This is a genomic window from Pseudomonas sp. HC1(2025) (genome assembly GCF_058742075.1).
Map to the genome: position 1 here is coordinate 2257566 of NZ_CP196017.1, position 26742 is coordinate 2284307.

Here is a 26742-nt window from a genome sequence, read left to right on the forward strand (position 1 = left end):
ATCCTATGAGCAAGCCCACTGTCGACCCTACCTCGAATTCCAAGGCCGGACCTGCCGTCCCGGTCAATTTCCTGCGCCCGATCATCCAGGCGGACCTGGATTCGGGCAAGCACACGCAGATCGTCACCCGTTTCCCGCCTGAGCCCAACGGTTACCTGCACATCGGCCACGCCAAGTCGATCTGTGTGAACTTCGGCCTGGCCCAGGAGTTCGGTGGCGTCACGCACCTGCGTTTCGACGACACCAACCCGGCCAAGGAAGACCAGGAATACATCGACGCCATCGAAAGCGACATCAAGTGGCTGGGCTTTGAATGGTCCGGTGAAGTGCGCTACGCCTCCAAGTATTTCGACCAGTTGTTCGACTGGGCCGTGGAGCTGATCAAGGCCGGCAAGGCCTACGTCGACGACCTGACCCCGGAGCAGGCCAAGGAATACCGTGGCAGCCTGACCGAGCCTGGCAAGAACAGCCCGTTTCGCGATCGTTCGGTAGAGGAGAACCTGGACTGGTTCACCCGCATGCGCGACGGCGAGTTCCCGGACGGCGCCCGTGTACTGCGGGCCAAGATCGACATGGCCTCGCCGAACATGAACCTGCGCGACCCGATCATGTACCGCATCCGTCATGCCCATCACCACCAGACTGGTGACAAGTGGTGCATCTACCCCAACTACGACTTCACCCACGGTCAGTCGGACGCCATCGAAGGCATCACCCACTCCATCTGCACCCTGGAGTTCGAAAGCCATCGCCCGCTGTACGAATGGTTCCTCGACAGCCTGCCGGTACCGGCGCACCCGCGTCAGTACGAATTCAGCCGCCTGAACCTGAACTACACCATCACCAGCAAGCGCAAGCTCAAGCAACTGGTCGATGAAAAACACGTGTTCGGCTGGGACGACCCACGCATGTCGACGCTGTCGGGTTTCCGTCGTCGCGGCTACACCCCGGCATCGATCCGCAACTTCTGCGAGATGGTCGGCACTAACCGCTCCGACGGCGTGGTTGACTACGGCATGCTTGAGTTCAGCATCCGCCAGGACCTCGACGCAAACGCCCCGCGCGCCATGTGCGTGCTGCGTCCGTTGAAAGTGGTGATCACCAACTACCCGCAAGACCAGGTCGAGAACCTCGAACTGCCGCGTCACCCGCAAAAAGAAGAACTGGGCGTGCGCAAGCTGCCGTTTGCCCGTGAAATCTACATCGACCGCGATGACTTCATGGAAGAGCCGCCCAAGGGCTACAAGCGCCTGGAGCCGAACGGTGAAGTGCGTCTGCGCGGCAGCTACGTGATTCGTGCCGATGAAGCGATCAAGGATGCCGAGGGCAACATCGTCGAACTGCGTTGCTCCTACGATCCTGAAACCCTGGGCAAGAACCCTGAAGGCCGCAAGGTCAAGGGCGTGGTGCACTGGGTGCCGGCGGCTGCCAGCGTCGAGTGCGAAGTGCGCCTGTACGATCGCCTGTTCCGCTCGCCGAACCCTGAAAAGGCCGAAGACAGCGCGAGTTTCCTCGACAACATCAACCCTGACTCCCTGCAAGTACTTACGGGTTGTCGTGCCGAGCCATCGCTTGGCGACGCACAGCCGGAAGACCGTTTCCAGTTCGAGCGCGAAGGCTACTTCTGCGCGGATATCAAGGACTCCAAACCTGGTCATCCGGTATTCAACCGTACCGTGACCTTGCGTGATTCGTGGGGCCAGTGATGCAGCCGTGAGCGGCTTGCATAGAGAGAAAAGGAAGCATCGTGCTAACGATCTACAACACGCTGAGCAAAACCAAAGAAGTCTTCAAGCCGCTGGATGGCAACAAGGTGCGCATGTACGTGTGCGGCATGACCGTGTACGACTACTGCCACATCGGCCACGGCCGCAGCATGGTTGCCTTCGACCTGGTGACCCGCTGGTTGCGTTTCAGCGGCTACGACTTGACCTATGTGCGCAACATCACCGATATCGACGACAAGATCATCAATCGCGCCAATGAAAACGGCGAGTCGTTCGACGCGCTGACCGAGCGCATGATCGCCGCGATGCACGAGGACGAGGCGCGCCTCAACATCCTCAAGCCGGACATGGAACCGCGCGCCACGGACCACATCCCGGGCATGCACGCGATGATCCAGACCTTGATCGACAAGGGCTATGCCTACGCCCCGGGCAATGGCGACGTGTACTACCGCGTCGCCAAGTTCATGGGCTACGGCAAGCTGTCGCGCAAGAAAATCGAAGACCTGCGCATCGGCGCCCGCATCGAAGTCGACGAAGCCAAGCAAGACCCGCTGGACTTCGTGCTGTGGAAAGGCACCAAGCCTGGCGAGCCGAGCTGGGAGTCGCCATGGGGCGCCGGGCGTCCGGGCTGGCACATCGAATGCTCGGTGATGTCCACCTGCTGCCTGGGCGAGACTTTCGACATTCATGGCGGCGGCAGCGACCTTGAGTTCCCGCACCACGAAAACGAAATCGCCCAAAGCGAAGCGGCCACCGGCAAGACCTACGCCAACGCGTGGATGCATTGCGGCATGATTCGCATCAATGGCGAGAAGATGTCCAAGTCCTTGAACAACTTCTTCACCATCCGCGACGTGCTGGAAAAGTACCACCCAGAGGTTGTGCGTTACCTGCTGGTATCCAGCCATTACCGCAGCGCCATCAACTACTCGGAAGACAACCTCAAGGACGCCAAGGGCGCCCTGGAGCGGTTCTACCACGCGTTGAAAGGCCTGCCGGTTGTAGCGCCGGCCGGTGGCGAGGCGTTTGTCGAGCGCTTCACCACGGTGATGAACGATGACTTCGGCACCCCCGAAGCCTGCGCCGTGCTGTTCGAGATGGTCCGCGAGATCAACCGCCTGCGCGACAGCGATCTCACCGCTGCGGCCGGCCTGGCGGCACGTCTCAAGGAACTGGCGAGCGTGCTGGGCGTGTTGCAAATGGAAGCCGACGACTTCCTGCAAGCCGGCGCCGAAGGGCGTGTGGATGCAGCCGAAGTCGACGCGCTGATCCAGGCCCGCCTGAATGCCCGTGCCAACAAGGACTGGGCAGAATCCGACCGCATCCGCGACCAACTCACCGCCATGGGCGTGGTATTGGAAGACGGCAAGGGCGGGACGACATGGCGCTTGGCTGACTGACGGCTGATGGCTGCACGCTGAATAAAAACGCCCCGACTGGTTCGGGGCGTTTTTGTGTGTGCTGGTTTATCAGTCAACGGTGCTCAACTGCATACCGGCTCTGGACAAAGCCATTGTCCGAGGCGCAGGTATCGATGTGGCGAAGGTCATATTCACGACCGTCTTGACTGAACAAGGGAACCCCCTGGCCCAGCAGGATCGGGATGCGAGTGATGATCAACTCATTGAGCAGGCCTGCTTCAAGAAATGCCTGGATGGTCTGGCCACCATCGATATACAGATGCTTCATACCGCGCTCGGCAAGCTGTTCGACGAGTGTGCTCACATCGACGGCCAGCACTTCTACCTTGCCCTGGAGGTGCACAGGAATCTCCAAGGTCTTGTGAGAAAGCGCAATGACCGGCGTGCCCTCATAGGGCCACTCGGGAAAGGACAGTACTTTCTCCAGGGTTTTGCGTCCCATGACCAACGCGTCAACCGTTGCGATGAAGCTGTCATAGGTGATGCCGTTCAAGCCCGAGCTTTCATATTTCGGTCGGTGCAACCACTCAATATCACCGTCCGGGCGGGCAATAAAACCGTCGATACTTGCCGCGATAAAGACGGAACATTTGATCTTCATGGGTGGTAACACTCCTTTTTTACCAAGTGGAATCAGGAAGGTATCACTTTGACGCCTACAAACGGCGGCGGATGGCGCAACGACAGGGCGGTTGGCCGACTGATGGCTCACACTGAATAAAAACGCCCCGCCTGGTTCGGAGCGTTTTTGTGCGTGCTGGTTTGCAAATCAGCACCGCTCAACTGTAGGAGCTGGCTTGCCAGCGATGGCGGACCGGCGATCGCAGACTAATCTGGATGGTGAGTCGGCCTTCCTCTTTCTTGCTCTGTTCCATATTGAACGACGGCGTTGTTTACCAATAGCTCAACGCCTTCGAGCATCCGACAAATTCCTAGTGCCACACGCCGTGCAGTGCCGTCTACTTCAAAAGCCAAATGGGTTGCTAATACTTGAAGCGATGCAAGGTCTTCCGAAGCGTTAATCAACAACACCTCTGCATCTAACCCTTCGCGCACGGTGAAAAGGCGGTGATCTTCAGCAGGCCGCTTGGTTTCGGCAGGAGGGTTCAGGTAGTAGTCAATCGCTCGTTGAGCAGCCCCCTGAAGCGAGGTTGAGTCTAACGGCGGGTTTGGACTGTGTTTGATCATGGTAAAGCTCCCAGAGTTATGGAGCCGCTACCCATCGCTGCGAAACGATACCCGGGTGGCAGCTGTACGCAGGTTCGCAGACCGGGACTCTAGGAACCCGGCATACCCAAAGGTATCCCGCGCACAGCCGCCATAACATCAGGCATAAAAAAGCGCCCGTTATCTTATGGTGGACGCTGTGCGTCTAGAGTTTAACCGGGCTGCGAAACCCGGTCGCTGAATTTGCAGCGACTACCGAAGATTATTGGGGCATCTTCCGAGCAGCAACCCTAAAACGCTGTCGGATAAATCTGAGGGTAGATGCATGTTGGGGCGGTTACCGTTACGTAGCGGCGCGCAACCGCTTGTATAGCGTATTGCGGCTAACCCCCAGCTCCCGCGCCAGATGGGAGATATTGCCGCCGACCGCTGCCAGTCTTTGCTGAAGGTTTTGCCTATCGTCCAGATCGCCCATCACCACCGGCTTGCTGGGTGAGGCGTGCCCCAGGTCGACAAAAAAATCATCCGGTAGATGCTCCAGGCGGATCGGTTGGTCTTCGGCCATGGCCAGTGCCACCTGCATCACGCTGCTGACCTGGCGCAGGTTGCCCGGCCAGGGATGTTGCTCGAACAATTCCAGCACTTCGGCGCTGAGCCCGGCCCACTGCGTGGGTTCGCGGTGCTGTTGCCACAGTTGCTTGAACAGCGCCTGCTTGTCACTGCGCTCGCGCAGGGGCGGCAGCTCCAGGGTCAGGCCGCCGATGCGGTAGTACAAATCCTCGCGAAACCGTCCGAGCTGCACCTGTTCGCGCAGCGAGCGGTTGGTGGCCGAGATAATGCGCAGGTCCACCGGGAACAATTCGCTGCTGCCCACCGGCTGTACGCAACGCTCCTGCAACACCCGCAGCAGCCGGGCCTGGGTGGGCAGGGGCATGTCGCCTATCTCATCGAGAAACAGTGTGCCTTTGTCCGCCTTGCGGATCAGGCCGATGCTGCCTTTTTGATTGGCGCCGGTGAACGCGCCTTTTTCGTAGCCAAACAGTTCCGATTCCACCAGCTCCGCCGGAATTGCCGCACAGTTGACCGCGATAAACGCCTGCTGGCTGCGGGAACTGGCCTGGTGCAGGGCTTTGACGAAGACTTCCTTGCCTACGCCGGTTTCGCCGTGGATCAGCAGCGGGATGTCTTTTTCCAGTAGGCGCTCGGCCTGGCGCACGGCTTTTTCCACGCGGCTGTCGCCAAAGTGCAGGGTCTTGAGGCCGATGACGGTGGGGGCCGGCTCGGTAAAGATCCTGGCCTGCACCGGCGCCTGCCTGGGGCGTTTGAGCAGGCATTGGAAACGGTTGCGCCCGGCGGCTTGCAGGGCAAAGGGTAGGCCCTCGGGCTGGTTGAGCAGCTCCAGCAGCGAGACTTTGAACAGGCTGTCGATCATCACCCGTGACAGGCTGATGCCCAGCAGATTGTCGGCGCGGCGGTTGGCCGACAGCACTTGGCCACTTTCATCGAAAATCAGCAGGCCGGCCCACTGGCTGTCGAGGTTGTTCAGGCCGGTATTGAACGTCAGTTGGAAGTGTTCGCCGCCAAACAGGTTGAGGATCAGGCGGTTTTCCACGGTCTGGCTCATCATCTTGACCATGCCCAGGGTGTGGGAGGGCGGCAGGTAGCTGTCGCTGGACACATCCAGTACCGCAATGATTTCGCGGTTGGCATCAAAGATCGGCGCGGCCGAACCGGTCATGAACCGGTTGGCCTTGAGGAAATGCTCGTCATGCTCGATATGCACTGCCTGGGCGCAGGCCAGCGCGGTGCCGATGGCGTTGGTGCCGGTGGCGCGCTCCATCCAACTGGCCCCGGCGCTGAAGCCACGGGCGAGCTTGGGTTCGATAAAACGCTGGGTGCCCCAGGAGGTCAGGACCTGGCCCTGATTGTCGGCGAGCATGATCAGGCAGTTGGAATTGCTGAGGATGTTCTCGTAATAGGGCAGCACTTCCTGGTGAGTAGTCTGGACTAGCGCGTGCTGGCTCTCCAGCAACTGGCTGATGCCCTCGGCGGGCAGTTGGTCGAAACTGGGGGTGCTCTGGTGATCCAGGCCAAAGGCGCGGCAGCGGCGCCAGGAGTCCTGGATGATGGTGTCGTGGGGCAAAAGCGGGGCAGGTGCGGCCATGGTGGTGACCTTCTTTTTATTGTTGTTATGAACCGTGCACCGCTCACCTTGTGGGAGCTGGCTTGCCTGCGATGGCGTCCGTGAGATCGCTATCGCAGGCAAGCCAGCTCCCACAGGTTGAACGGTTTTACTGGGCTTACTCAGTGTTGTTCAGAACTGTTCATTGTCAACCCGCTGGTTGTTCAATTGTTCAGTTGTGAATGTTCATTTCTGTTCAGCACTGAGCACTGGTTTTGCTCAAGTCGCTGGTAAATCAACACTTTTTATTATTGGCACGAAACTGGCTCTGTCCCTGGAAGAACAATTCCAATAAGAAAAAGGGCGTGTCATGTCATTGACCCTGGAACATGTGACCCGTGTCGTCGAAGGCCAGACCTGGATCGACGACGCCAACCTGCGCTTTGAAGCTGGCTCTTTCAATGTGTTGCTGGGCCGTACGCTGTCCGGCAAGACCAGCCTGATGCGCCTGATGGCCGGCCTGGACAAGCCTGATGCCGGGCGCATCCTGATGAACGGCGTCGACGTCACCCATAAGCCGGTGCGCTTGCGCAATGTGTCGATGGTGTACCAGCAGTTCATCAACTACCCGACCATGACCGTGTTCGAGAACATCGCCTCGCCGCTGCGCCAGGCCGGGGTGAGCAGCGAGCTGATCCACAGCAAAGTGCTGGAAACCGCGAAGATGCTGCGCATCGACAAGTTCCTGCAACGTCATCCCCTGGAGCTGTCCGGTGGCCAGCAACAACGCACGGCCATGGCTCGGGCGCTGGTCAAGGATGCCGAACTGATTTTGTTCGACGAGCCCCTGGTGAACCTGGACTACAAACTGCGCGAAGAGCTGCGTCAGGAAATGCGTGAGTTGTTCAAGGCCCGCAACACCATTGCCATCTATGCCACCACCGAACCCAACGAGGCACTGGCGCTGGGTGGCACCACCACCATCCTCCACGAAGGCCGGGTGATCCAGAGCGGCAAGGCCGCCGAGGTCTATCACCAACCGCAGACCGTGCTGGCCGCCGAGCTGTTTTCCGAGCCGCCGATCAACCTGATGCCGGGGCGCATCAGCGGCAACGAAGTGAGTTTCGCCAACGATGTGCACTTCCCGTTGAACGTAGACCTGCGGCCGGTCGGCGAGGGCGAGTTCCGTTTTGGCGTGCGTCCCAGCCATATCAGCCTGGTGCCCAGCAACGACGATGACCTGGAACTGGCGGTCACCGTGGAAGTTGCGGAGATCAGCGGCTCGGAAACCTTCCTGCATGTGCGCAGCGAGCATTTTTTGCTGGTGTTGCACCTACCGGGAGTACACGAGTACGACGTGGATGCGCCGATCCGCATCTACATACCGACCCATAAACTGTTTGTGTTCGATGGCCAGGGTCGTTTGGTCCAGGCTCCCGGGCGCCGTGTCGCGAGGGTTGCCTGATGGCCGAGATCCATTTGCAGAACCTGGCGCATAGCTACAGCCCTACACCCACAGGGCCTGAAGACTACGCCATTCGCGAAATGAACCACATCTGGGAGCAGGGCGGTGCCTACGCATTGCTCGGTCCTTCGGGGTGTGGCAAATCAACCCTGCTCAATATCATCTCCGGCCTGCTCAGCCCTTCGGAAGGCCAGGTGCTGTTCGACAGCAAGGTGGTGAATGACCTCACCCCGGAAAAGCGCAATATCGCCCAGGTGTTCCAGTTCCCGGTGGTCTACGACACCATGACGGTGTTCGATAACCTGGCATTCCCCCTGCGCAACCAGGGCATGGCCGAGGCGAAAGTGCACAGCAAGGTGCAGGAAATTTCCGAGGTGCTCGACCTGCAGAACCTGCTGGGTAAAAAAGCCCGCAACCTCAGTGCCGATGAAAAGCAAAAGGTCTCAATGGGCCGTGGCCTGGTGCGCGATGACGTGTCGGCGATCCTGTTCGACGAACCGCTGACGGTGATCGACCCGCACCTGAAGTGGAAACTGCGGCGCAAGCTCAAGCAGATCCATGAGCAGTTCAATATCACCATGGTCTACGTCACCCACGATCAGTTGGAGGCCTCGACCTTTGCCGACAAGATCGCGGTGATGTACGGCGGGCAGATTGTGCAGTTCGGCACCCCACGGGAGTTGTTCGAGCGTCCCAGCCATACCTTTGTCGGCTATTTCATCGGCAGCCCTGGAATGAATCTGATTGAGGTGCAGGCCGATGCCGGTGGGGTGCGGTTTGCCGGGACACATCTGGCGTTGTCCGAAGTGCAGCAACGGCAGATATCGGAAAAGGACTACAAGAAACTCCAGGTCGGCATACGTCCCGAGTTCATTCATGTGTGGGATGAGCCCAATCCCGACGCGTTGCAGGCCGAGGTCATGCATGTCGAAGACCTGGGCACCTACAAGATCCTGACCCTCAACCTCGACGGCGCGCCCTTGAAGGTGCGCCTGGCCGAAGACAAACCGGTGCCCGAAGGGCGGGCGTCGATCAGCTTCCCGGCGCAGTGGTTGATGGTGTATGCCGATGATTACCTGCTGGAGGCGCGCCCATGAACAAGGTGCAGAACAACAAGGCCTGGTGGCTGGTGTTACCGGTGTTCCTGCTGGTGGCGTTCAGTGCGGTGATCCCGATGATGACTGTGGTCAACTACTCGGTGCAGGACATTTTCGACCAGTCCAGCCGCTATTTCGTCGGGGCCGATTGGTACAAGCAGGTATTGCTGGACCCGCGCCTGCATGACTCGCTGTTGCGCCAGTTCATCTATTCCGCGTGTGTGCTGCTGATCGAGATCCCGCTGGGCATTGCCATCGCCCTGACCATGCCCACCAAGGGCCGCTGGTCGTCCTTGGTACTGATTGTGATGGCCATCCCGCTGCTGATCCCGTGGAACGTGGTCGGCACCATCTGGCAGATTTTTGGCCGTGCCGATATCGGCCTGCTGGGGTCGAGCCTGAATGCCATGGGCATCAACTACAACTATGCCGCCAACACCATGGACGCCTGGGTCACGGTGCTGGTGATGGATGTATGGCACTGGACCTCTTTGGTGGCGCTGCTGTGCTACTCGGGGCTGCGGGCCATACCGGATGTGTACTACCAGGCTGCGCGGATTGATCGGGCATCGGCCTGGGCGGTTTTCCGACATATCCAGTTGCCGAAGATGAAGAGCGTGCTGTTGATCGCGGTGATGCTGCGCTTCATGGACAGTTTCATGATCTATACCGAGCCGTTTGTCCTGACGGGAGGCGGGCCGGGTAACGCAACGACCTTCCTCAGTCAGACCTTGACCCAGATGGCGGTAGGGCAATTCGACCTGGGGCCTGCAGCCGCGTTTTCCCTGGTGTATTTCCTGATCATCCTGTTGGTGTCCTGGCTGTTCTACACCGCCATGACCCACTCCGACGCCAACCGCTGAGGTCGCCAACATGAGCAAGCGCAAGGTCATTCCGCTACTGATCTACATCCTGTTCCTGCTGGTGCCGATCTACTGGCTGCTGAACATGTCCTTCAAGAGCAACACCGAAATCCTCGGCGGCCTGACGCTGTTTCCGCAGGACTTCACCCTGGCCAACTACAAGGTGATCTTCACCGACCCCAGTTGGTACACCGGGTATCTGAACTCGCTGTACTACGTGAGCCTGAACACCGTGATTTCCCTGACGGTGGCACTGCCGGCGGCCTACGCGTTTTCGCGTTACCGCTTCCTGGGCGACAAGCACCTGTTCTTCTGGTTGCTGACCAACCGCATGGCGCCGCCGGCGGTGTTCCTGCTGCCGTTTTTCCAGCTGTATTCGTCCATCGGCCTGTTCGATACCCATATCGCCGTGGCCCTGGCCCACTGCTTGTTCAACGTGCCGCTGGCGGTGTGGATCCTGGAAGGCTTTATGTCCGGGGTGCCCAAGGAGATCGACGAAACGGCTTACATCGATGGCTATAGCTTTCCGAAGTTTTTCGTGAAGATCTTTATCCCGCTGATTGGCTCGGGGATCGGTGTCACGGCGTTTTTCTGCTTTATGTTTTCCTGGGTCGAGCTGCTGCTGGCGCGCACCCTGACGTCCGTGAATGCCAAGCCGATTGCCGCCGTGATGACCCGCACCGTGTCCGCTTCGGGGATTGACTGGGGCGTGCTGGCGGCCGCCGGGGTGCTGACCATCCTGCCGGGCATGCTGGTGATCTGGTTTGTGCGCAACCATGTGGCCAAGGGCTTTGCCCTCGGCCGGGTCTGAGGAAACGATGATGGAATGGATGGCCTGGACCACCCCGACTGCGCTGTTTTTTGCGGCGATTGCCCTGTTGCTGGCGGGCATGACCACGTGGGAATTGCGCTCGCCGAGCATCCCTCGGCGCGGTTTGTTACCGATCAGCACCACCCGTGGTGATCGCCTGTTTATCGGTCTTCTCGGGAGCGCCTACCTGCATCTGCTGGTGATTGGCGTAACCGGCTGGAGCATCTGGGTGGCGTCCGCGCTGTCTGTGGTGTGGCTGTTGTCTGTGATGCGTTGGGGATAGCCACAGGCATCCCTTTTGATCCCAACCAGGAGGTCTCTATGTTCGATAAAAACAATAAGCTGCGACATAGCATTTCATTGGCCGCGGTTTTGGCACTCAGCGGCCTGAGTGCTGCAGCCTGGGCCGATGCCTATGAAGATGCCGCGAAAAAATGGATCGGCAGCGAGTTCAAACCGTCCACCCTCAGCGAAGCCCAGCAACTTGAAGAGTTGAAGTGGTTTATCAAGGCCGCCGAGCCGTTTCGTGGGATGAAGATCAATGTGGTGTCGGAAACCCTCACCACCCACGAGTACGAATCCAAGGTACTGGCCAAGGCCTTCAGTGAAATCACCGGGATCAAGCTGACCCACGACCTGCTGCAGGAAGGTGACGTGGTGGAAAAACTGCAGACCCAGATGCAGTCGGACAAGAACATCTATGACGGCTGGGTCAACGATTCCGACCTGATTGGTACGCACTTTCGCTATGGCAAGACCGAATCCATCACCGACCTGATGGCCAATGAAGGCAAGGACTTCACCTCGCCGACCCTGGACCTCAAGGACTTTATCGGCATTTCGTTTACCACTGCGCCGGACGGCAAGATCTACCAGTTGCCCGACCAGCAGTTCGCCAACCTGTACTGGTTCCGCGCCGACTGGTTCGAGCGGGCCGACCTCAAGGCCAAGTTCAAGGAGAAATACGGCTATGAGCTGGGCGTGCCGGTGAACTGGTCGGCCTATGAAGATATCGCCAAGTTCTTCAGCGAAGACGTCAAGGAAATCGACGGCAAGCGCGTGTACGGCCATATGGACTACGGCAAGAAGGATCCGTCCCTGGGCTGGCGCTTTACCGATGCCTGGTTCTCCATGGCTGGAGGCGGCGACAAGGGCTTGCCCAATGGCTTGCCGGTGGACGAGTGGGGGATTCGGGTCGAGGACTGCCACCCGGTGGGTTCCAGCGTGACCCGTGGCGGCGACACCAACGGCCCGGCCGCGGTGTTTGCCACGCAGAAGTATGTCGACTGGATGCGCGCCTATGCGCCACCGGAAGCGGCGGGCATGACCTTCTCCGAATCCGGGCCGGTGCCGTCCCAAGGCAACATCGCCCAGCAGATCTTCTGGTACACCGCCTTTACCGCCGACATGACCAAACCCGGCCTGCCAGTGATGAACGCCGATGGCACGCCGAAGTGGCGCATGGCACCGTCGCCCCGCGGTCCGTATTGGGAGGAGGGCATGAAGCTGGGGTATCAGGACGTGGGCTCCTGGACCTTCCTCAAATCCACGCCTGAGAAGCAAAAACTGGCGGCCTGGCTGTATGCGCAGTTCGTTACGTCGAAAACCGTGTCCTTGAAGAAAACCATCGTCGGCCTGACGCCAATCCGCGAATCGGACATCAACTCCCAGGCCATGACCGACCTGGCCCCGAAACTCGGCGGCCTGGTGGAGTTCTATCGCAGCCCGGCGCGGGTGCAATGGACGCCGACCGGCACCAACGTGCCGGACTATCCACGCTTGGCCCAACTGTGGTGGAGCCACATCTCGGAAGCCGCCAGCGGCGAGAAAACCCCGCAACAGGCGCTGGATGGCCTGGCCAAGGACCAGGACGCCATCATGACGCGCCTGGAACGCTCCAAGGTGCAGCCGATCTGTGGGCCGAAGATGAACCCCGAGCGTGATGCCCAGTACTGGTTCGATCAGCCGGGCGCGCCCAAGCCGAAACTGGCGAACGAAAAGCCCAAGGGTGAAACCGTCAACTATGCCGACTTGCTCAAGTCCTGGGAGGCGGCACGTAAGTGAGGTAGGGCAGATAGCACAACGGCACCGTGAGGTGCCGTTTTTTTTGGTGTCGCTGCTGCCGCCATCGCGGGCAAGCCCGCTCCCACACTTGACCGTATTCTCATGATGGAGCCGGATCAATGTGGGAGCGGGCTTGCCCGCGATGGCGACGCCAGTGGCACCGCATATCTGCCCCCAGAAACGCAAAACGGCACCCAAGGGTGCCGTTCTGTTTACTGCTTGAGCCTAAGCGATCAACCCGCCATCACCGCATGCTGCACCAGGGTGAGCAACGGTTGTGGGTAGACACCCAGGAAAAACGCCAGCAGGGCAATGGCCAGCAGCATCACGCCACCGGCTTTCTGTTCCCAGTGCAGTTCGGCGTCCACACGGCGCAGGTTTGGCTCGATCAGGTACAGGGTGACCATCACGCGCAGGTAGTAGAACACGCCGATGGCGCTGCCCAGTACCAGGGATGCCACCAGCCACCATTCGTGGGCTTCGACACCGGTCGCGACGATGTAGAACTTGCCGATAAAGCCTGCGGTCAGCGGGATACCAGCCAGGGACAGCATCATCACGGTCAGTACGGCGGTCAGGTACGGACGGCGCCAGAACAGGCCGCGGTATTCGTACAGGGCGTCGGCGTCACGGCCTTTGTAAGGCGAGGACATCAGGGTGATCACGCCGAACGCGCCGAGGCTGGTGATCACGTAGGTGACCAGGTACACGCCGATGGCTTCCACCGCCAGGCCCTTGCTCGCCACCAGGGCGATCAGCAGGTAGCCGAAGTGCGCGATGGACGAGTAACCCAGCAGACGCTTGAGGTTGTTCTGGGTCAGGGCCAGCAGGTTACCGAACAGGATCGACGCAATGGCGATCACGGTCAGTACGTCGCTGAGTACGCCGGTGTTGGCGGCAGGGGAGATCTGGAACAGACGCACCATCACCGCAAACACTGCAACCTTCGACGCGGTAGCCAGGAACGCGGCTACCGGCGCCGGGGCGCCTTCGTACACGTCCGGGGTCCACAGGTGGAAGGGTACCAGCGACAGCTTGAACGCCAGGCCGATCAGCATCATGGCCAGGCCCAGTTGGGCGATTGGCGCAGGCATGCTGGTGGTGGCCAGGGCGTGACCGATACCGCTGAAGCTCAGGCTGCCGGCTTCGGCGTAGAGCAAGGCCATACCGAACAACAGGAACGCGGAACCTGCGGCCGACAGCACCATGTACTTGATGCCGGCTTCCAGGGAGCGCTTGTTGAAGAAGGCGTAGGCCACCAGGCCGTAGGTCGGGATCGACAGCAGTTCCAGGCCGATGAACAAGCCGGCCAGGTGCTGCGCGCTGACCAGCACGATACCGCCGGCTGCAGCCAGCAGGATCAGCAGGTACAGCTCTTCGCGGTTGCCCGGGTAGCCGGTGCCGCCCTCGCCGAGGTAGGCGTGGGCAAGGGTGACGCAGGCCAGTGTCGCAACCAAGATCAACGCGGTGTACAGCAGCGCGAAGTCATCGATCATGACCAGCGGGGTCACCGCCAGCGGGGCTACCTTGAGTGCCGGGATAATCGACAGCAAGGCCAGGTTCAGGCCTGCGGTGGACAGCAGGAACGTCTGTGAGTGATTGCGGCGCCAGGCGATTGCCAGCATCACCACCACAATGGTGAGGCTGGTAATCAGCAGCGGCGCAAGCGCGATAAAGTGTTGGATCGTGAATTCCATAGCGCTCTTACCGGGCCGAAGCGAGTTGAGTGAAGGCGGTGCTCAACCACTGCTGCACGCCATGCATCGTGGCGGCAGAGGTGTCGAGGAACGGTTGCGGATACACGCCGATATACACCAGCAATACCGCAAGGCCGAGCACCATGATCAGTTCGCGAGCATCCATCCCTTTGAGGACGGCGTCCGACTTGGTCGGGCCGAAGTACGCACGGTGGATCATGATCAGCGAGTACACCGAACCGAACACCAGGCCGGAGGTGGCGATCGCGGTGATCCATGGCGCACTGACGAAGCTGCCCATCAGGATCAGGAACTCACCGACGAAGTTACCGGTGCCCGGCAAGCCCAGGGAGGCGGCTGCAAAGAACAGGCTGATCGCCGGCAAGTAGGCGATACGCGACCAGATGCCGCCCATTTCACGCATGTCACGGGTGTGCAGGCGCTCGTACAGTTGGCCACTGAGGATAAACAGTGCGGCTGCCGAAACACCGTGAGCCAGCATCTGGATCACCGCGCCTTGCAACGCCAGTTGGCTGCCGGAGTAGATGCCGATCAGTACGAAACCCATGTGGGAAACGGACGAGAAGGCAATCAGGCGCTTGATGTCGGTTTGTGCGAAGGCGAGGAACGCACCGTAGAAGATCCCGATCAGGCCCAGGGTCATGGCAATCGGCGCGAACTCGGCCGAAGCATTCGGGAACAGCGGCAGGGCGAAACGCAGCAGGCCATAGGCCGCCGTCTTCAACAGGATACCGGCCAGGTCCACGGAACCTGCGGTGGGCGCCTGGGCGTGAGCGTCAGGCAACCAGGAGTGGAACGGCACCACCGGCAGTTTCACCGCGAAGGCGATGAAGAAACCGAGCATGAGGATGTACTCGGTGGTCATCGACATCTTGGTTTTCAACAGGTCGGCGTAGTTGAAGGTAATCACGCCGGTGTTGTTGAAGTTGACCAGGACCAGGCCCAGGATCGCCACCAACATGATCAGGCCGGAAGCCTGGGTGAAGATGAAGAACTTGGTCGCCGCGTAGATCCGGGTTTTCTTGCCGTCCGAAGAACTGTGACCCCAGAGCGCGATGAGGAAGTACATCGGCACCAGCATCATTTCCCAGAAGAAGAAGAACATGAACAGGTCCAGCGCAAGGAACACGCCGACAACGCCGCCCAGGATCCACATCAGGTTCAGGTGGAAGAAGCCCACGTGACGCTCGATTTCTTTCCAGGAGCAGAGTACCGAGAGGATACCCAGCAGGCCGGTCAGCAGGATCATCAACAGCGACAGGCCATCGAGGGCCAGGTGCACGTTGATGCCGAAGCGTTCGATCCAGACGTGCTTGAATTCAAGCGCGAAGGTTGGATCGACACCCGGTGCCGGAGCAAATGAATAGTCGCCATGGGCCCACAGCCAGAGGCCGAGTGCGAGTTCCAGGGACATGGTCAGCAACGCAATCCAGCGGGGCAGGGTAGCGCCGAAGCGCTCGCCCATCCAGCAGAGCAGGCCGCCGATAAAGGGGATCAGGATTAGCCAGGGCAGAATCATGACGGGCTCGTTTCCTTTCGCAAGTTCGCAAAGTTCATATCAGACCGCTACCACTACGATGGCGCCGATCACCAACACGGCACCGGCCGCCATGGAAGCTGCATACCAACGCAATTGGCCGGTCTCGGTGCGGCTCAGGGCGGTGTGGCCGGCCTTGGCGGCACGCGGGATCAAACCGATGGTCTGGTCGAGCGGGTCTTTGCGCAGTACATGGCTGATCGCAAGGTAAGGCTTGACGAACAGTTTGTCGTAGATCCAGTCGAAGCCCCACGCGGCGAACCACCAGGCCGAAAGGAAGCGGCCAATGCCACTGTTGGCCACGGCGGTCACGAAGCGACGCTTGCCGAGGAACAACATGGCCGCCAGCAGGATACCGGCGATGGCGATGGCGCCCGAGGCGATTTCCAGGCTGTGCTTGGCGTCGCCGCCGGCATGCCCGACGCTTTGTGGCAGTACGCCAGCCAGTGGCGGAGTGATCATGGCGCCGACGAAGGTCGACAGGATGATCAGCACCGACAGCGGCAGCCAGTGGGAAATGCCGTGGCCTGCGTGGGCTTCGGTCTTGGCTTCACCATGGAATGTGATGAAGATCAGGCGGAAGGTGTACAGCGAGGTCATGAACGCGCCAACCAGACCGGCGTACAGCAGGCCCTGGTTACCGCTGGCAAAGGCTTCCCAGAGGATTTCGTCTTTGGAGTAGAAACCTGCGGTCACCAGTGGCAGGGCTGCCAGCGCGGCACCACCGACGATGAAGCTGGCGTAGGCCAACGGCAGTTTCTTCCACAGGCCGCCCATCTTGAAGATGTTCTGCTCGTGGTGGCAGGCAACGATCACCGCACCGGACGCAAGGAACAGCAGGGCCTTGAAGAAGGCGTGGGTCATCAGGTGGAAGATTGCGCCGTCCCAGGCGCCGACGCCCAGGGCCAGGAACATGTAGCCGATCTGGCTCATGGTCGAGTAGGCGAGGATCCGCTTGATGTCGGTCTGCACCAGCGCGGCGAAGCCGGCCAGCACCAGGGTCACGCCGCCCACCAGGCCCACCAGGTGCAGGATTTCCGGCGCCAGGGTGAACAGGCCGTGGGTACGGGCGATCAGGTAGACACCGGCGGTCACCATGGTGGCGGCGTGGATCAGTGCCGACACCGGGGTAGGACCGGCCATGGCGTCTGCCAGCCAGGTTTGCAGTGGCAGTTGCGCCGATTTACCGACAGCGCCGCCCAGCAGCATCAGGGTCGCCAGGGTGATCCAGAAGTCGCCGACCTGGAATTTCTGCGGTGCCAGCACCAGCAGTTCCTGGATGTTCAGCGTGCCCACCTGTTGGAACAGGATGAACAGGCCGATGGCCATGAACACGTCGCCGATCCGGGTCACGACAAAGGCCTTGAGGGCCGCGTTCCCGTTGTTGCGGTTGCTGTAGTAGAAACCGATCAACAGGTACGAGCACAGGCCCACGCCTTCCCAGCCGAAGTACAGGAACAACAGGTTATCGCCCAGCACCAGGAACAGCATGCTGGCGATAAACAGGTTGGTGTAGGCGAAGAAGCGCGAATAACCGGCCTCACCGCGCATGTACCAAGACGCGAACAGGTGGATCAGGAAACCCACGCCCACCACCACGCCGAGCATGGTGATCGACAGGCCGTCGACGTAGAGGGCAAAGTCAGGCTTGAAGCCCTCGACCGCCATCCATTGCCAAAGCACCAGGGTGTAGTGACCGGCTTCGGGCGGCGCCACGTTGAACTGCCAGATGACGTAGGCGGCGACAATCGCCGACAGGCCAATGGAACCCACGCCGACCAGGGCCGAGAGGTTTTCCGACCAGCGTCCACGGGAGAACGACAGCAGCAGGAAACCGATCAGGGGAAATACGAAAGTCAGAAAGATCATGTTCATCCGCGCATCTCACTGGCAGCGTCGATATCAAGCGTGTGGAAGCGACGATACAGCTGCAACAGGATCGCCAGGCCAATACTGGCCTCGGCGGCTGCCAGGCTGATCACCAGGATGAACATCACTTGCCCATCCGGCTGGCCCCAACGGCTGCCCGCAACGATGAAGGCCAGTGCGGCAGCGTTCATCATGATTTCCAGGCTCATCAACACGAACAGAATGTTGCGGCGAACCATCAGGCCGACCAGGCCAAGGCAGAACAGGATGCCGGCGACCGCCAGACCATGCTCCAAAGGGATAGCAGGCATCGTCATTGCTCCTTGGCTTCGTTGCGGCCCAAGTGGAAGGCGGTGATGGCTGCCGCGAGCAGCAGCATCGAAGCCAGTTCGACCACCAGCAGGTACGGGCCGAACAGGCTGATGCCCACGGCTTTCGCGTCTACGGTGGTGTGGCCGATGGCCTGACCGCTCTGGTGAGCGAACAGCACATACAGCAGTTCAGCCAGCAGCAGCGCTGCCAGGATCACCGGGCCAAGCCAGATGCCGGGCTTGAGCCAGACGCGTTCCTGGGCGACCGAAGCCGGCCCCAGGTTGAGCATCATCACCACAAACACGAACAGCACCATGATGGCGCCAGCGTAGGCGATCACTTCCAGCACACCGGCGAACGGTGCGCCGAGGCTGAAAAAGGTCATGGCCACGGCGATCAGCGAAATGATCAGGTAGAGCAGGGCGTGCACGGGGTTGGTGTTGGTGATCACGCGAAGCGTGGACACCACTGCAATACCCGATGCGAAATAGAAAGCGAATTCCATCTTTCTTCCTTAAGGCAGCAAGCTCTTCACGTTGATCGGCTCGGCTTCGTTTTGTGCGGCGCCTTTCGGCTTACCGGCAACGGCCATACCTGCAACACGATAGAAGTTGTAATCAGGGTTTTTACCGGGACCAGAGATCAAAAGATCTTCTTTCTCGTACACCAGGTCCTGACGTTTGAACTCGGCCATCTCGAAATCCGGTGTCAGCTGGATCGCGGTGGTCGGGCAAGCTTCCTCGCAGAGGCCGCAGAAAATGCAGCGCGAGAAGTTGATGCGGAAGAAGTCCGGGTACCAGCGACCGTCTTCGGTTTCAGCTTTCTGCAGGGAGATACAGCCAACCGGGCACGCCACGGCGCACAGGTTGCAGGCTACGCAACGCTCTTCGCCATCGGGGTCGCGGGTCAGTACGATCCGGCCGCGATAGCGCGGCGGCAGGTACACCGCTTCTTCCGGGTATTGCAGGGTGTCGCGTTTGCGAAAGCCGTGACCGAACACCATCACCAGGCTTCGCAACTGGGTACCGGTACCCTTAACGATGTCGCCAATATATTTGAACATGGGTCAAATCCTCACTGAACCGCGCCCGCTGGCGTGTTCAACAACACAACGGCAGCAGTCACCAGCAAATTGATCAGGGTCAGCGGCAGGCAGAAGCGCCAGCTGAAATCCATCACCTGGTCGTATCGTGGGCGCGGAATGGAAGCGCGCAGCAGGATAAACAACATGATGAAGAACGCGGTCTTCAGGAAGAACCAGAAGAACGCCAACTGCGGCAGGATGCCGAACGGACCGTGCCAGCCGCCGAAGAACAGCGTGACCAGCAGGGCCGAGATCAAGATGATGCCGATGTACTCACCGACGAAGAACATGCCCCATTTCATGCCGGCGTATTCGATGTGGTAGCCGTCGGCCAGTTCCTGTTCCGCTTCCGGCTGGTCGAAGGGGTGACGGTGAGTCACGGCCACGCCAGCGATGAAGAAGGTACAGAAGCCGAAGAACTGCGGAATGATGAACCACAGGTTCTGAGCCTGGTACTCGACGATGTCGCGCATGTTGAACGAGCCCACCTGCACCACGATGCCCATCAGCGCCAGGCCCATGAACACTTCGTAGGACACAGTCTGGGCCGAGGCCCGCAAGCTGCCCAGCAGGGCGAACTTGTTGTTACTGGCCCAGCCGGCGAACAGCACCGCATAGACCGACAAACCGGCCATGGCGAAGAAGAACAGCAAGCCGATGTTCAGGTCCGCCACGCCCCAGGTCGGGGTGATCGGGATGATCGCGAAGGCGATCAGCAAGGCGCTCATGGCCACGACCGGCGCCAGGGTGAAGATCACCTTGTCGGCAAACGGCGGGGTCCAGTCTTCCTTGAAGAACATTTTCAGCATGTCGGCGGCGATCTGGAACATACCAAATGGGCCAACGCGGTTCGGACCGTAACGGTCCTGCCACCAGCCCAGCAGGCGACGTTCGACGAAGCTGAGCAGGGCGCCCGCGACGACCACGGCCAACAGGATCACGATGGCCTTGACGACCGAGATGATCACGTCGATCACTTCAGGGGTGAACCAGGTCATTGCGCTGCCTCCTGCAGACCGTCAACGGTTTGGCCAAAGATCGCAGGAGGAATCCCGGCGAGGCCTTTTGGCAGTGCAACCAGGCCAGCACCCAGCTCGTCGTTGATGCGCAGCGGCAGACGCAGGGTCTGGCCGGCTACGTTCAAGCTCAGCAGGGCACCGTCGTTGACGCCCAGGCGATCGGCTTCGGACTTGGCCACGGATACGTAGGCGGCGGGAATGCGCTGTTGCACCGGCGCGGCCTTGGAAGAGGTCTCTTCGCTGCCGAACAGGTGGAAGAACGGCACAACCTGCCAGGTGCCCTGGGCCGGGTTGAACGGGCGCGGTACTGCAGCGAACCAGTTCAGCGAATCACCAGTGCTTTCGATCAGGCGGGTGCCCGGGTCGCCAGCGCGGATATGACCACCGACTTCGTCCTGGAACTTGTTCCAGGCCTGCGGCGAGTTCCAGCCCGGCGACCAGGCAAACGGCACCTGCTGACGGGGCTCGACCGAACCCGAGTAACCTTCCATGGAGAAGGCGAACGCGGTGTCGTTGTCTTGTGGGGTACGCGGTTCGTGCACGCTGATATCAGCACGCATGGCGGTACGCCCGGAATAACGCAGCGGTTCACGGGCCAGCTTCATGCCCTTGATACGGAACGCGGCGGACGGTGCGGCGTCGACGATACGCGCCAGTTGCGGTGCGCTCGCGGCGACGGCTGCGGTGACGTGGTCGAGCTGGGTCCAGTCGATCGGCTGGTTCAGCAGGGTTGCGCGCAGGGCGTGCAGCCAGCGCCAGCCTTCGTGAACCAGGATGCTGGCGTCCATGTACTTCGGATCGAACACTTGGAAGAAGCGCTGGGCGCGGCCTTCCTGGCTGACCAGGGTCCCGTCGCCTTCGGCGAAGCTTGCGGCTGGCAAGACCAGATGGGCACGGTCGCTTGTCGCGGTCTTCTGGTGATCGGCGACGATCAGCACTTTGGCAGCACTCAGCGCGGCATCGACCTTGACCGCATCGGTGCGGGTGTACAGGTCGTTTTCCAGCACCACGATGGCGTCGGCACTGCCGTCGATCACCGCTTGCAGGGCGCTGTCCAGGGACTCGCCACCGAGCATGGCCAGGCCAAGGCTGTTGGCTTCCGGCACGACCAGGCTGATGGAGCCGTTCTTCTCGCGCAGCTTGAGGGCCTTGGCGATGTTGGCGGCGGCTTCGATCAGCGCCTTGGAACCCAACGAGGTACCGGCAATGATCAAAGGACGCTTGGCCGCGAGCAGCGCGTCGGCAATACGCTGGGCCAGGGCCACGGCTTCTGCGTCCAGGCCTTCGACGGCAGGGGCGCTGGCGTCGAGGGCGTGGGCCACGGCGAAACCGATACGGGCCAGGTCGTCAGGTGCTGCGTGCACGCATTCTTCAGCGATATCGTCGAGCTTGGTTTCGGCAAGGCTTGCGATAAACAGCGGGTTCAGCGCGTGCTGGCCGATGTTTTTCACCGCAGCGTCGAGCCAAGGCTGTACGCGCATGGCGTCGGCCATTTCTTCGGCCTTGCCTTTGACCGACTGGCGCAGGGACAGCGCGATACGCGCGGCGGTCTGGGTCAGGTCTTCACCGAGCACGAAGATTGCGTCGTGGTCTTCGATGTCGCGCATGTTCGGCACTGGCAGCGGGCTGTCATTGAGCACCTGCAGGACCAGGCGGATACGCTCCAGCTCGCCGGCTTCGATACCGCTGTAGAAGTGCTCGGCACCCACCAGTTCACGCAGCGCGTAGTTGCTTTCGAGGCTGGCGCGTGGCGAACCGATACCGACGATGTTGCGCCCGCGCAGCAGGTCGGCGGCTTTGTCCAGCGCCTCGTCCAGGCTTAGCTTGGCGCCATCGGCCAGCAATGGCTGGCGAGGACGGTCTTCGCGGTTGACGTAGCCATAGCCGAAGCGGCCACGGTCGCACAGGAAGTACTGGTTGACCGAACCGTTGAAGCGGTTTTCGATGCGACGCAGTTCGCCGTAGCGCTCGCCCGGGGAGATGTTGCAACCGCTGGAGCAGCCATGGCAGATGCTCGGCGAGAACTGCATGTCCCACTTGCGGTTGTAGCGCTCGGAGTGAGTCTTGTCGGTGAACACACCGGTCGGGCAGACCTCGGTGAGGTTGCCGGAGAACTCGCTTTCCAGGACGCCATCTTCAACGCGCCCGAAGTACACGTTGTCATGGGCGCCGAATACGCCCAGGTCGGTGCCGCCGGCGTAGTCTTTATAGAAGCGTACGCAGCGATAGCAGGCGATGCAGCGGTTCATTTCGTGGGAAATGAACGGGCCGAGGTCCTGGTTCTGGTGGGTACGCTTGGTGAAGCGATAACGGCGCTCGTTGTGGCCGGTCATCACCGTCATGTCTTGCAGGTGGCAGTGACCGCCTTCCTCACAGACCGGGCAGTCGTGGGGGTGGTTGGTCATCAGCCATTCGACAACGCTGGCGCGAAACGCCTTGGACTCATCATCGTCGATGGAAATCCAGGTGTTGTCGGTGGCCGGCGTCATGCAGGACATGACGATACGACCACGGGTGTCGTTTTCGTCGGTGTACTGCTTGACCGCACACTGGCGACAGGCACCGACGCTACCAAGCGCGGGGTGCCAGCAGAAATAAGGGATGTCGAGGCCTAGTGACAGACACGCCTGTAACAGGTTGTCCGCCCCATCGACTTCGAGCGCTTTGCCGTCTACGTGGATAGTGGCCATGGTTCAAAGTTCTTCGTTGGCCCGTTGTCAGCGGGCGTGGCTAATGGAATCTTGTTATTCATGTGCATCAACACAGCCTTCACGGCGTCAGCACATGACAAGGCGAAGGGCACGGACCCTTCGCCTATTGAAGCGTTACGCGCCGACTACGATCGGCTTTGCCAGAGGCGGGACGGCGGCGCTTTTGGGCGCGATGCCGGCTTCGAACTCCGAGCGGAAGTACTTGATTGCGCTGCCCAGTGGCTCCACGGCGCCCGGTGCGTGAGCACAGAAGGTCTTGCCAGGGCCGAGGAAACCGACCAGGCCCAGCAGGGTTTCGATATCCCCCGGCTGGCCTTCGCCTTTCTCGATCGCCATCAGGAGCTTGACGCTCCACGGCAAGCCATCGCGGCACGGGGTGCAGAAACCACAGGATTCGCGAGCGAAGAACTGCTCCATGTTGCGCAGCAGCGAGACCATGTTCACGGTGTTGTCCACCGCCATCGCCAGGCCGGTACCCATCCGGGTGCCCACCTTGCCGATGCCACCGGCATACATCTGTGCGTCGAGGTGCTCGGGCAACAGGAAACCGGTGCCGGCGCCGCCTGGCTGCCAGGCCTTGAGGGTGTAGCCGTCGCGCATGCCGCCGGCGTAGTCCTCGAATAGCTCGCGGGCGGTCACGCCGAATGGCAGTTCCCACAGGCCAGGGTTCTTGACCTTACCGGAGAAGCCCATGAGCTTGGTGCCCATGTCTTCGCTGCCTTCGCGGGCCAGGGATTTGTACCAGTCCACGCCGTCGGCGATGATCGCCGGCACGTTGCACAGGGTCTCGACGTTGTTCACGCACGTAGGCTTGCCCCACACGCCAACGGCGGCGGGGAAGGGCGGCTTGGAGCGCGGGTTGGCGCGGCGGCCTTCGAGGGAGTTGATCAGTGCGGTTTCTTCACCGCAGATGTAACGCCCGGCGCCGGTGTGCACGAACAACTCGAAGTCAAAACCCGAACCGAGGATGTTCTTGCCCAACAGGCCTGCGGCCTTGGCTTCGGCCACGGCACGGTTCAGGTGTTTGGCGGCGGTGGTGTATTCGCCCCGCAGGAAGATGTAGCCCCGGTAGGTTTTCAGCGCACGGGCGCTGATCAGCATGCCTTCGATCAGCAGATGGGGCAGTTGCTCCATCAGCATGCGGTCTTTCCAGGTGTTGGGCTCCATTTCATCGGCGTTACACAACAGGTAACGGATGTTGATGGATTCATCTTTTGGCATCAGTCCCCACTTCACACCCGTGGGGAAGCCTGCGCCGCCGCGACCTTTGAGGCCAGCGTCCTTCACGGTCTGGACGATATCGTCCTGAGCCATGTCGGCAAAGGCTTTGCGCGCAGCGGCGTAACCGTTCTTGGCCTGGTACTCGTCAAGCCATACAGGCTCGCCGTCGTCACGCAGGCGCCAGGTCAGCGGGTGGGTTTCGGCCGAACGCTTGATCAGGTTGGCCGGGCCAAAGGAAGTCAGGGTCATGGGTAGCCCTCGAGCAATTGGGTGACGCCAGAGGCCTGCACGTCGCCGAATGTGTCGTCGTCGATCATCAACGCCGGCGCTTTGTCGCAGTTGCCCAGGCAGCATACCGGCAGCAGCGTGAAGCGCCCGTCTGCAGTGGTCTGGCCTAGGCCGATGCCCAGCTTGCTCTGGATCGCGTCGACCACTGACTCGTGGCCGCCGATATAGCAGACCATGCTGTCGCACACGCGAATGATGTGGCGGCCGACCGGCTGGCGGAAGATCTGGCTGTAGAACGTCGCCACGCCTTCCACATCGCTGGGCGGGATGCCGAGGATCTCGCCGATGGCGTAGAGGGCGCCGTCGGGCACCCAACCACGTTCCTTCTGAACGATCTTCAAGGCTTCGATCGACGCCGCGCGCGGGTCTTCGTAGTGATGCAGCTCGTGCTCGATGGCCGAGCGCTCGGTTTCACTCAAGGTGAAACGGTCTGTCTGGATAAGCGTGCTGTTCATGCTTAGCGGTCCACGTCGGCCATAACGAAATCGATACTACCCAGGTACGCAATCAAGTCCGCGACCATCTCGCCTTTGATCACCGAAGGGATCTGCTGCAAGTGGGCGAAGCTTGGGGTACGAATCCGGGTGCGGTAGCTCATGGTGCCGCCATCGCTCGTCAGGTAATAACTGTTGATACCCTTGGTCGCTTCGATCATCTGGAAGGACTCGTTGGCCGGCATCACCGGGCCCCACGAGACTTGCAGGAAGTGCGTGATCAGGGTCTCGATGTGCTGCAGGGTGCGCTCTTTTGGCGGCGGCGTGGTCAGCGGGTGATCCGCTTTGTACGGGCCTGCCGGCATGTTGCGCATGCATTGCTCGATGATTTTCAGGCTCTGGCGCATTTCTTCGACGCGCACGATGCAACGGTCGTAGGCATCGCCATTGGCTGCCAGCGGAACTTCGAACTCGAAGTTCTCATAGCCGGAGTACGGGCGCGCCTTGCGCAGGTCGAAGTCGCAACCGGTGGATCGCAGGCCAGCACCGGTGACGCCCCATTCCAGGGCCTCTTTGGTGTTGTAGGCAGCGACGCCGATGGTCCGGCCCTTGAGGATGCTGTTGTCCAGCGCAGCCTTTTGGTACTCGTCCAGACGCTTGGGCATCCAGTCGATGAATTCCTTGACCAGGCGCTCCCAGCCGTTCGGCAGGTCGTGGGCCACGCCGCCGATGCGGTACCAGGCCGGGTGCAGGCGAAAGCCCGTGATGGCTTCGATGACCTTGTACGCACGCTGACGGTCGGTGAAGGTGAAGAACACCGGGGTCATGGCGCCGACGTCCTGGATATAGGTACCCAGGAACAGCAGGTGGCTGGTGATCCGGAAGAACTCGGCCATCATGATGCGGATGGTGTCGACGCGGTCTGGCACCTTGATGCCCGCCAGCTTCTCGACCGAGAGCACGTACGGCAGGTTGTTCATCACGCCGCCGAGGTAGTCGATACGGTCGGTGTACGGGATGAAGCTGTGCCAGGACTGGCGCTCGGCCATCTTCTCGGCACCACGGTGGTGGTAGCCGATGTCCGGCACGCAGTCGACGATTTCTTCGCCGTCCAGTTGCAGGATGATACGGAAGGCACCGTGGGCCGAAGGGTGGTTCGGGCCCAGGTTGAGGAACATGTAGTCCTCGTTGGTGCCGGAACGCTTCATGCCCCAGTCTTCCGGACGGAAGCGCGCGGCTTCTTCTTCAAGCTGCTGCTTGGCCAGGTTGAGGCTGAACGGATCGAATTCGGTGGCGCGGGCAGGGAAGTCCTTGCGCAGCGGGTGACCTTCCCAGGTCGGCGGCATCATGATGCGCGTCAGGTGCGGGTGGCCCGGGAAGTCGATCCCGAACATGTCCCAGACTTCACGCTCGTACCAGCTGGCGTTCGGCCAGATACCGGTCACGGTCGGGATGCTCAGGTCGCTTTCCGAGAGGGCGACCTTGATCATCACGTCGCTGTTACGTTCCAGCGACATCAGGTGATAGAACACGGTGAAGTCGGCGCCGCTCGGCAGCCCCTGGCGCTTGGTGCGCAGACGCTCGTCCACGCCATGCAGGTCATAGAGCATGACGTACGGCTTGGGCAAGTTGCGCAGGAAGGTCAGGACTTCGACGAGCTTGGCGCGCGCCACCCACAGCACCGGCATACCGGTGCGTGTGGCCTGGGCGGTGAAGGCGTCAGGGCCAAAACGGTTATTGAGTTCGACGACCACATCCTGGTCGTCTGCCTTATAAGGCGGGATATACAGAGCACTGCCTGTAGTCATG

At 60.7% G+C, this 26742-nt stretch carries 22 protein-coding genes; 8 read left to right on the forward strand and 14 right to left on the reverse strand.

Features of this window, described 5'->3' with window-relative positions; genetic code table 11:
- Positions 1-5: 5 nt before the first annotated feature.
- Together ACSSVH_RS10125 and cysS are read left to right on the forward strand one after the other, a co-directional pair.
- On the forward strand, positions 6-1706 hold the full coding sequence (locus ACSSVH_RS10125; RefSeq protein ID WP_169954357.1) for a glutamine--tRNA ligase/YqeY domain fusion protein: 1701 nt from the start codon (positions 6-8) through the stop codon (positions 1704-1706).
- A gap of 41 nt (positions 1707-1747) precedes the next feature.
- The gene (gene cysS / locus ACSSVH_RS10130) at positions 1748-3130 is read left to right on the forward strand and encodes a cysteine--tRNA ligase (RefSeq protein ID WP_492634441.1); all 1383 of its coding nucleotides are present in this window, start codon (positions 1748-1750) and stop codon (positions 3128-3130) included.
- Positions 3131-3203: 73 nt separating this feature from the next.
- Here cysS and ACSSVH_RS10135 read toward each other — a convergent pair whose 3' ends face one another.
- From ACSSVH_RS10135 to ACSSVH_RS10145, 3 genes are all read right to left on the reverse strand, one after another.
- Positions 3204-3752 (reverse strand): dihydrofolate reductase family protein, encoded by a 549-nt coding sequence (locus tag ACSSVH_RS10135; RefSeq protein ID WP_170043109.1) that lies wholly within the window; start codon positions 3750-3752, stop codon positions 3204-3206.
- 227 nt (positions 3753-3979) lie between these two features.
- The gene (locus ACSSVH_RS10140; protein WP_170057961.1) at positions 3980-4339 is read right to left on the reverse strand and encodes a DUF6124 family protein; all 360 of its coding nucleotides are present in this window, start codon (positions 4337-4339) and stop codon (positions 3980-3982) included.
- 322 nt (positions 4340-4661) lie between these two features.
- Positions 4662-6482 (reverse strand): sigma-54-dependent Fis family transcriptional regulator, encoded by a 1821-nt coding sequence (locus ACSSVH_RS10145; protein WP_492634442.1) that lies wholly within the window; start codon positions 6480-6482, stop codon positions 4662-4664.
- A 328-nt stretch (positions 6483-6810) separates the two neighbouring features.
- Between ACSSVH_RS10145 and ACSSVH_RS10150 the strand changes: the two genes are divergently transcribed.
- The 6 genes from ACSSVH_RS10150 to ACSSVH_RS10175 are packed head-to-tail and all read left to right on the forward strand — an operon-like array spanning position 6811 to position 12740.
- Positions 6811-7905, forward strand: coding sequence for an ABC transporter ATP-binding protein (locus ACSSVH_RS10150; RefSeq protein WP_169954354.1), 1095 nt, complete (start codon positions 6811-6813; stop codon positions 7903-7905).
- Positions 7905-9002 carry an ABC transporter ATP-binding protein gene (locus tag ACSSVH_RS10155; protein ID WP_492634443.1) on the forward strand — a complete coding sequence of 366 codons (1098 nt, stop codon included), beginning with the start codon at positions 7905-7907 and terminating at the stop codon, positions 9000-9002. The genes ACSSVH_RS10150 and ACSSVH_RS10155 overlap by 1 nt, the downstream gene beginning before the upstream one ends.
- Positions 8999-9865, forward strand: a complete 867-nt coding sequence (locus ACSSVH_RS10160) for a carbohydrate ABC transporter permease (protein ID WP_029293322.1) — start codon at positions 8999-9001, stop codon at positions 9863-9865. The genes ACSSVH_RS10155 and ACSSVH_RS10160 overlap by 4 nt, the downstream gene beginning before the upstream one ends.
- A 10-nt stretch (positions 9866-9875) precedes the next feature.
- Positions 9876-10676, forward strand: a complete 801-nt coding sequence (locus ACSSVH_RS10165; RefSeq protein WP_017735079.1) for a carbohydrate ABC transporter permease — start codon at positions 9876-9878, stop codon at positions 10674-10676.
- Positions 10677-10686: 10 nt separating this feature from the next.
- Positions 10687-10959 (forward strand): DUF2160 domain-containing protein, encoded by a 273-nt coding sequence (locus ACSSVH_RS10170; protein WP_029293327.1) that lies wholly within the window; start codon positions 10687-10689, stop codon positions 10957-10959.
- A gap of 38 nt (positions 10960-10997) precedes the next feature.
- The gene (locus ACSSVH_RS10175) at positions 10998-12740 is read left to right on the forward strand and encodes an ABC transporter substrate-binding protein (RefSeq protein ID WP_169954352.1); all 1743 of its coding nucleotides are present in this window, start codon (positions 10998-11000) and stop codon (positions 12738-12740) included.
- A 233-nt stretch (positions 12741-12973) separates the two neighbouring features.
- Here the strand turns inward: ACSSVH_RS10175 and nuoN are convergent, their stop codons facing one another.
- The 11 genes from nuoN to nuoC form a co-directional block, all read right to left on the reverse strand.
- On the reverse strand, positions 12974-14437 hold the full coding sequence (gene nuoN, locus ACSSVH_RS10180) for an NADH-quinone oxidoreductase subunit NuoN (protein WP_029293335.1): 1464 nt from the start codon (positions 14435-14437) through the stop codon (positions 12974-12976).
- Between the two features lie 7 nt (positions 14438-14444).
- Complete coding sequence (gene nuoM / locus ACSSVH_RS10185) at positions 14445-15977, reverse strand: NADH-quinone oxidoreductase subunit M (RefSeq protein ID WP_029293337.1); 1533 nt, start codon at positions 15975-15977, stop codon at positions 14445-14447.
- Between the two features lie 39 nt (positions 15978-16016).
- Positions 16017-17870: an NADH-quinone oxidoreductase subunit L gene (gene nuoL, locus ACSSVH_RS10190; protein ID WP_029293339.1), complete on the reverse strand. Its 1854-nt coding sequence runs from the start codon at positions 17868-17870 to the stop codon at positions 16017-16019.
- The gene (gene nuoK, locus ACSSVH_RS10195) at positions 17867-18175 is read right to left on the reverse strand and encodes an NADH-quinone oxidoreductase subunit NuoK (RefSeq protein WP_003219560.1); all 309 of its coding nucleotides are present in this window, start codon (positions 18173-18175) and stop codon (positions 17867-17869) included. The genes nuoL and nuoK overlap by 4 nt, the downstream gene beginning before the upstream one ends.
- Positions 18176-18177: 2 nt before the next feature.
- Positions 18178-18681 (reverse strand): NADH-quinone oxidoreductase subunit J, encoded by a 504-nt coding sequence (gene nuoJ, locus ACSSVH_RS10200; RefSeq protein WP_017476146.1) that lies wholly within the window; start codon positions 18679-18681, stop codon positions 18178-18180.
- 9 nt (positions 18682-18690) lie between these two features.
- Complete coding sequence (nuoI, locus tag ACSSVH_RS10205; RefSeq protein WP_003174725.1) at positions 18691-19239, reverse strand: NADH-quinone oxidoreductase subunit NuoI; 549 nt, start codon at positions 19237-19239, stop codon at positions 18691-18693.
- Between the two features lie 11 nt (positions 19240-19250).
- Complete coding sequence (nuoH, locus tag ACSSVH_RS10210) at positions 19251-20258, reverse strand: NADH-quinone oxidoreductase subunit NuoH (protein ID WP_017737147.1); 1008 nt, start codon at positions 20256-20258, stop codon at positions 19251-19253.
- Positions 20255-22969, reverse strand: coding sequence for an NADH-quinone oxidoreductase subunit NuoG (gene nuoG / locus ACSSVH_RS10215; protein WP_492634444.1), 2715 nt, complete (start codon positions 22967-22969; stop codon positions 20255-20257). Before nuoG ends, nuoH begins: the two co-directional genes overlap by 4 nt.
- Positions 22970-23104: 135 nt before the next feature.
- A complete protein-coding gene (nuoF, locus tag ACSSVH_RS10220; protein ID WP_169954350.1) occupies positions 23105-24460 on the reverse strand; it encodes an NADH-quinone oxidoreductase subunit NuoF in 1356 nt (451 codons plus the stop codon).
- Positions 24457-24954 (reverse strand): NADH-quinone oxidoreductase subunit NuoE, encoded by a 498-nt coding sequence (gene nuoE, locus ACSSVH_RS10225; protein WP_492634445.1) that lies wholly within the window; start codon positions 24952-24954, stop codon positions 24457-24459. The genes nuoF and nuoE overlap by 4 nt, the downstream gene beginning before the upstream one ends.
- Positions 24955-24956: 2 nt before the next feature.
- Entirely contained in the window at positions 24957-26741 is a 1785-nt protein-coding gene (nuoC, locus tag ACSSVH_RS10230; RefSeq protein ID WP_090402815.1) for an NADH-quinone oxidoreductase subunit C/D, read from the reverse strand.
- Position 26742: the final 1 nt, after the last annotated feature.

Excerpts from the sequence above, each read along its gene's own strand:
- ACSSVH_RS10160 (WP_029293322.1), top strand. The coding sequence starts at position 8,999 with ATGAACAAGGTGCAGAACAACAAGGCCTGGTGGCTGGTGTTACCGGTG.
- nuoI (WP_003174725.1), bottom strand. The coding sequence starts at position 19,239 with ATGTTCAAATATATTGGCGACATCGTTAAGGGTACCGGTACCCAGTTG.
- nuoF (WP_169954350.1), bottom strand. The coding sequence starts at position 24,460 with ATGACCCTGACTTCCTTTGGCCCGGCCAACCTGATCAAGCGTTCGGCC.
- ACSSVH_RS10170 (WP_029293327.1), top strand. The coding sequence starts at position 10,687 with ATGGAATGGATGGCCTGGACCACCCCGACTGCGCTGTTTTTTGCGGCG.
- nuoM (WP_029293337.1), bottom strand. The coding sequence starts at position 15,977 with ATGATTCTGCCCTGGCTAATCCTGATCCCCTTTATCGGCGGCCTGCTC.
- ACSSVH_RS10145 (WP_492634442.1), bottom strand. The coding sequence starts at position 6,482 with ATGGCCGCACCTGCCCCGCTTTTGCCCCACGACACCATCATCCAGGAC.
- nuoJ (WP_017476146.1), bottom strand. The coding sequence starts at position 18,681 with ATGGAATTCGCTTTCTATTTCGCATCGGGTATTGCAGTGGTGTCCACG.
- nuoG (WP_492634444.1), bottom strand. The coding sequence starts at position 22,969 with ATGGCCACTATCCACGTAGACGGCAAAGCGCTCGAAGTCGATGGGGCG.
- ACSSVH_RS10150 (WP_169954354.1), top strand. The coding sequence starts at position 6,811 with ATGTCATTGACCCTGGAACATGTGACCCGTGTCGTCGAAGGCCAGACC.
- ACSSVH_RS10165 (WP_017735079.1), top strand. The coding sequence starts at position 9,876 with ATGAGCAAGCGCAAGGTCATTCCGCTACTGATCTACATCCTGTTCCTG.
- nuoH (WP_017737147.1), bottom strand. The coding sequence starts at position 20,258 with ATGACCTGGTTCACCCCTGAAGTGATCGACGTGATCATCTCGGTCGTC.
- nuoC (WP_090402815.1), bottom strand. The coding sequence starts at position 26,741 with ATGACTACAGGCAGTGCTCTGTATATCCCGCCTTATAAGGCAGACGAC.
- nuoN (WP_029293335.1), bottom strand. The coding sequence starts at position 14,437 with ATGGAATTCACGATCCAACACTTTATCGCGCTTGCGCCGCTGCTGATT.
- ACSSVH_RS10175 (WP_169954352.1), top strand. The coding sequence starts at position 10,998 with ATGTTCGATAAAAACAATAAGCTGCGACATAGCATTTCATTGGCCGCG.
- ACSSVH_RS10135 (WP_170043109.1), bottom strand. The coding sequence starts at position 3,752 with ATGAAGATCAAATGTTCCGTCTTTATCGCGGCAAGTATCGACGGTTTT.
- nuoE (WP_492634445.1), bottom strand. The coding sequence starts at position 24,954 with ATGAACAGCACGCTTATCCAGACAGACCGTTTCACCTTGAGTGAAACC.
- ACSSVH_RS10155 (WP_492634443.1), top strand. The coding sequence starts at position 7,905 with ATGGCCGAGATCCATTTGCAGAACCTGGCGCATAGCTACAGCCCTACA.
- nuoK (WP_003219560.1), bottom strand. The coding sequence starts at position 18,175 with ATGCCTGCTATCCCTTTGGAGCATGGTCTGGCGGTCGCCGGCATCCTG.
- ACSSVH_RS10125 (WP_169954357.1), top strand. The coding sequence starts at position 6 with ATGAGCAAGCCCACTGTCGACCCTACCTCGAATTCCAAGGCCGGACCT.
- nuoL (WP_029293339.1), bottom strand. The coding sequence starts at position 17,870 with ATGAACATGATCTTTCTGACTTTCGTATTTCCCCTGATCGGTTTCCTG.
- ACSSVH_RS10140 (WP_170057961.1), bottom strand. The coding sequence starts at position 4,339 with ATGATCAAACACAGTCCAAACCCGCCGTTAGACTCAACCTCGCTTCAG.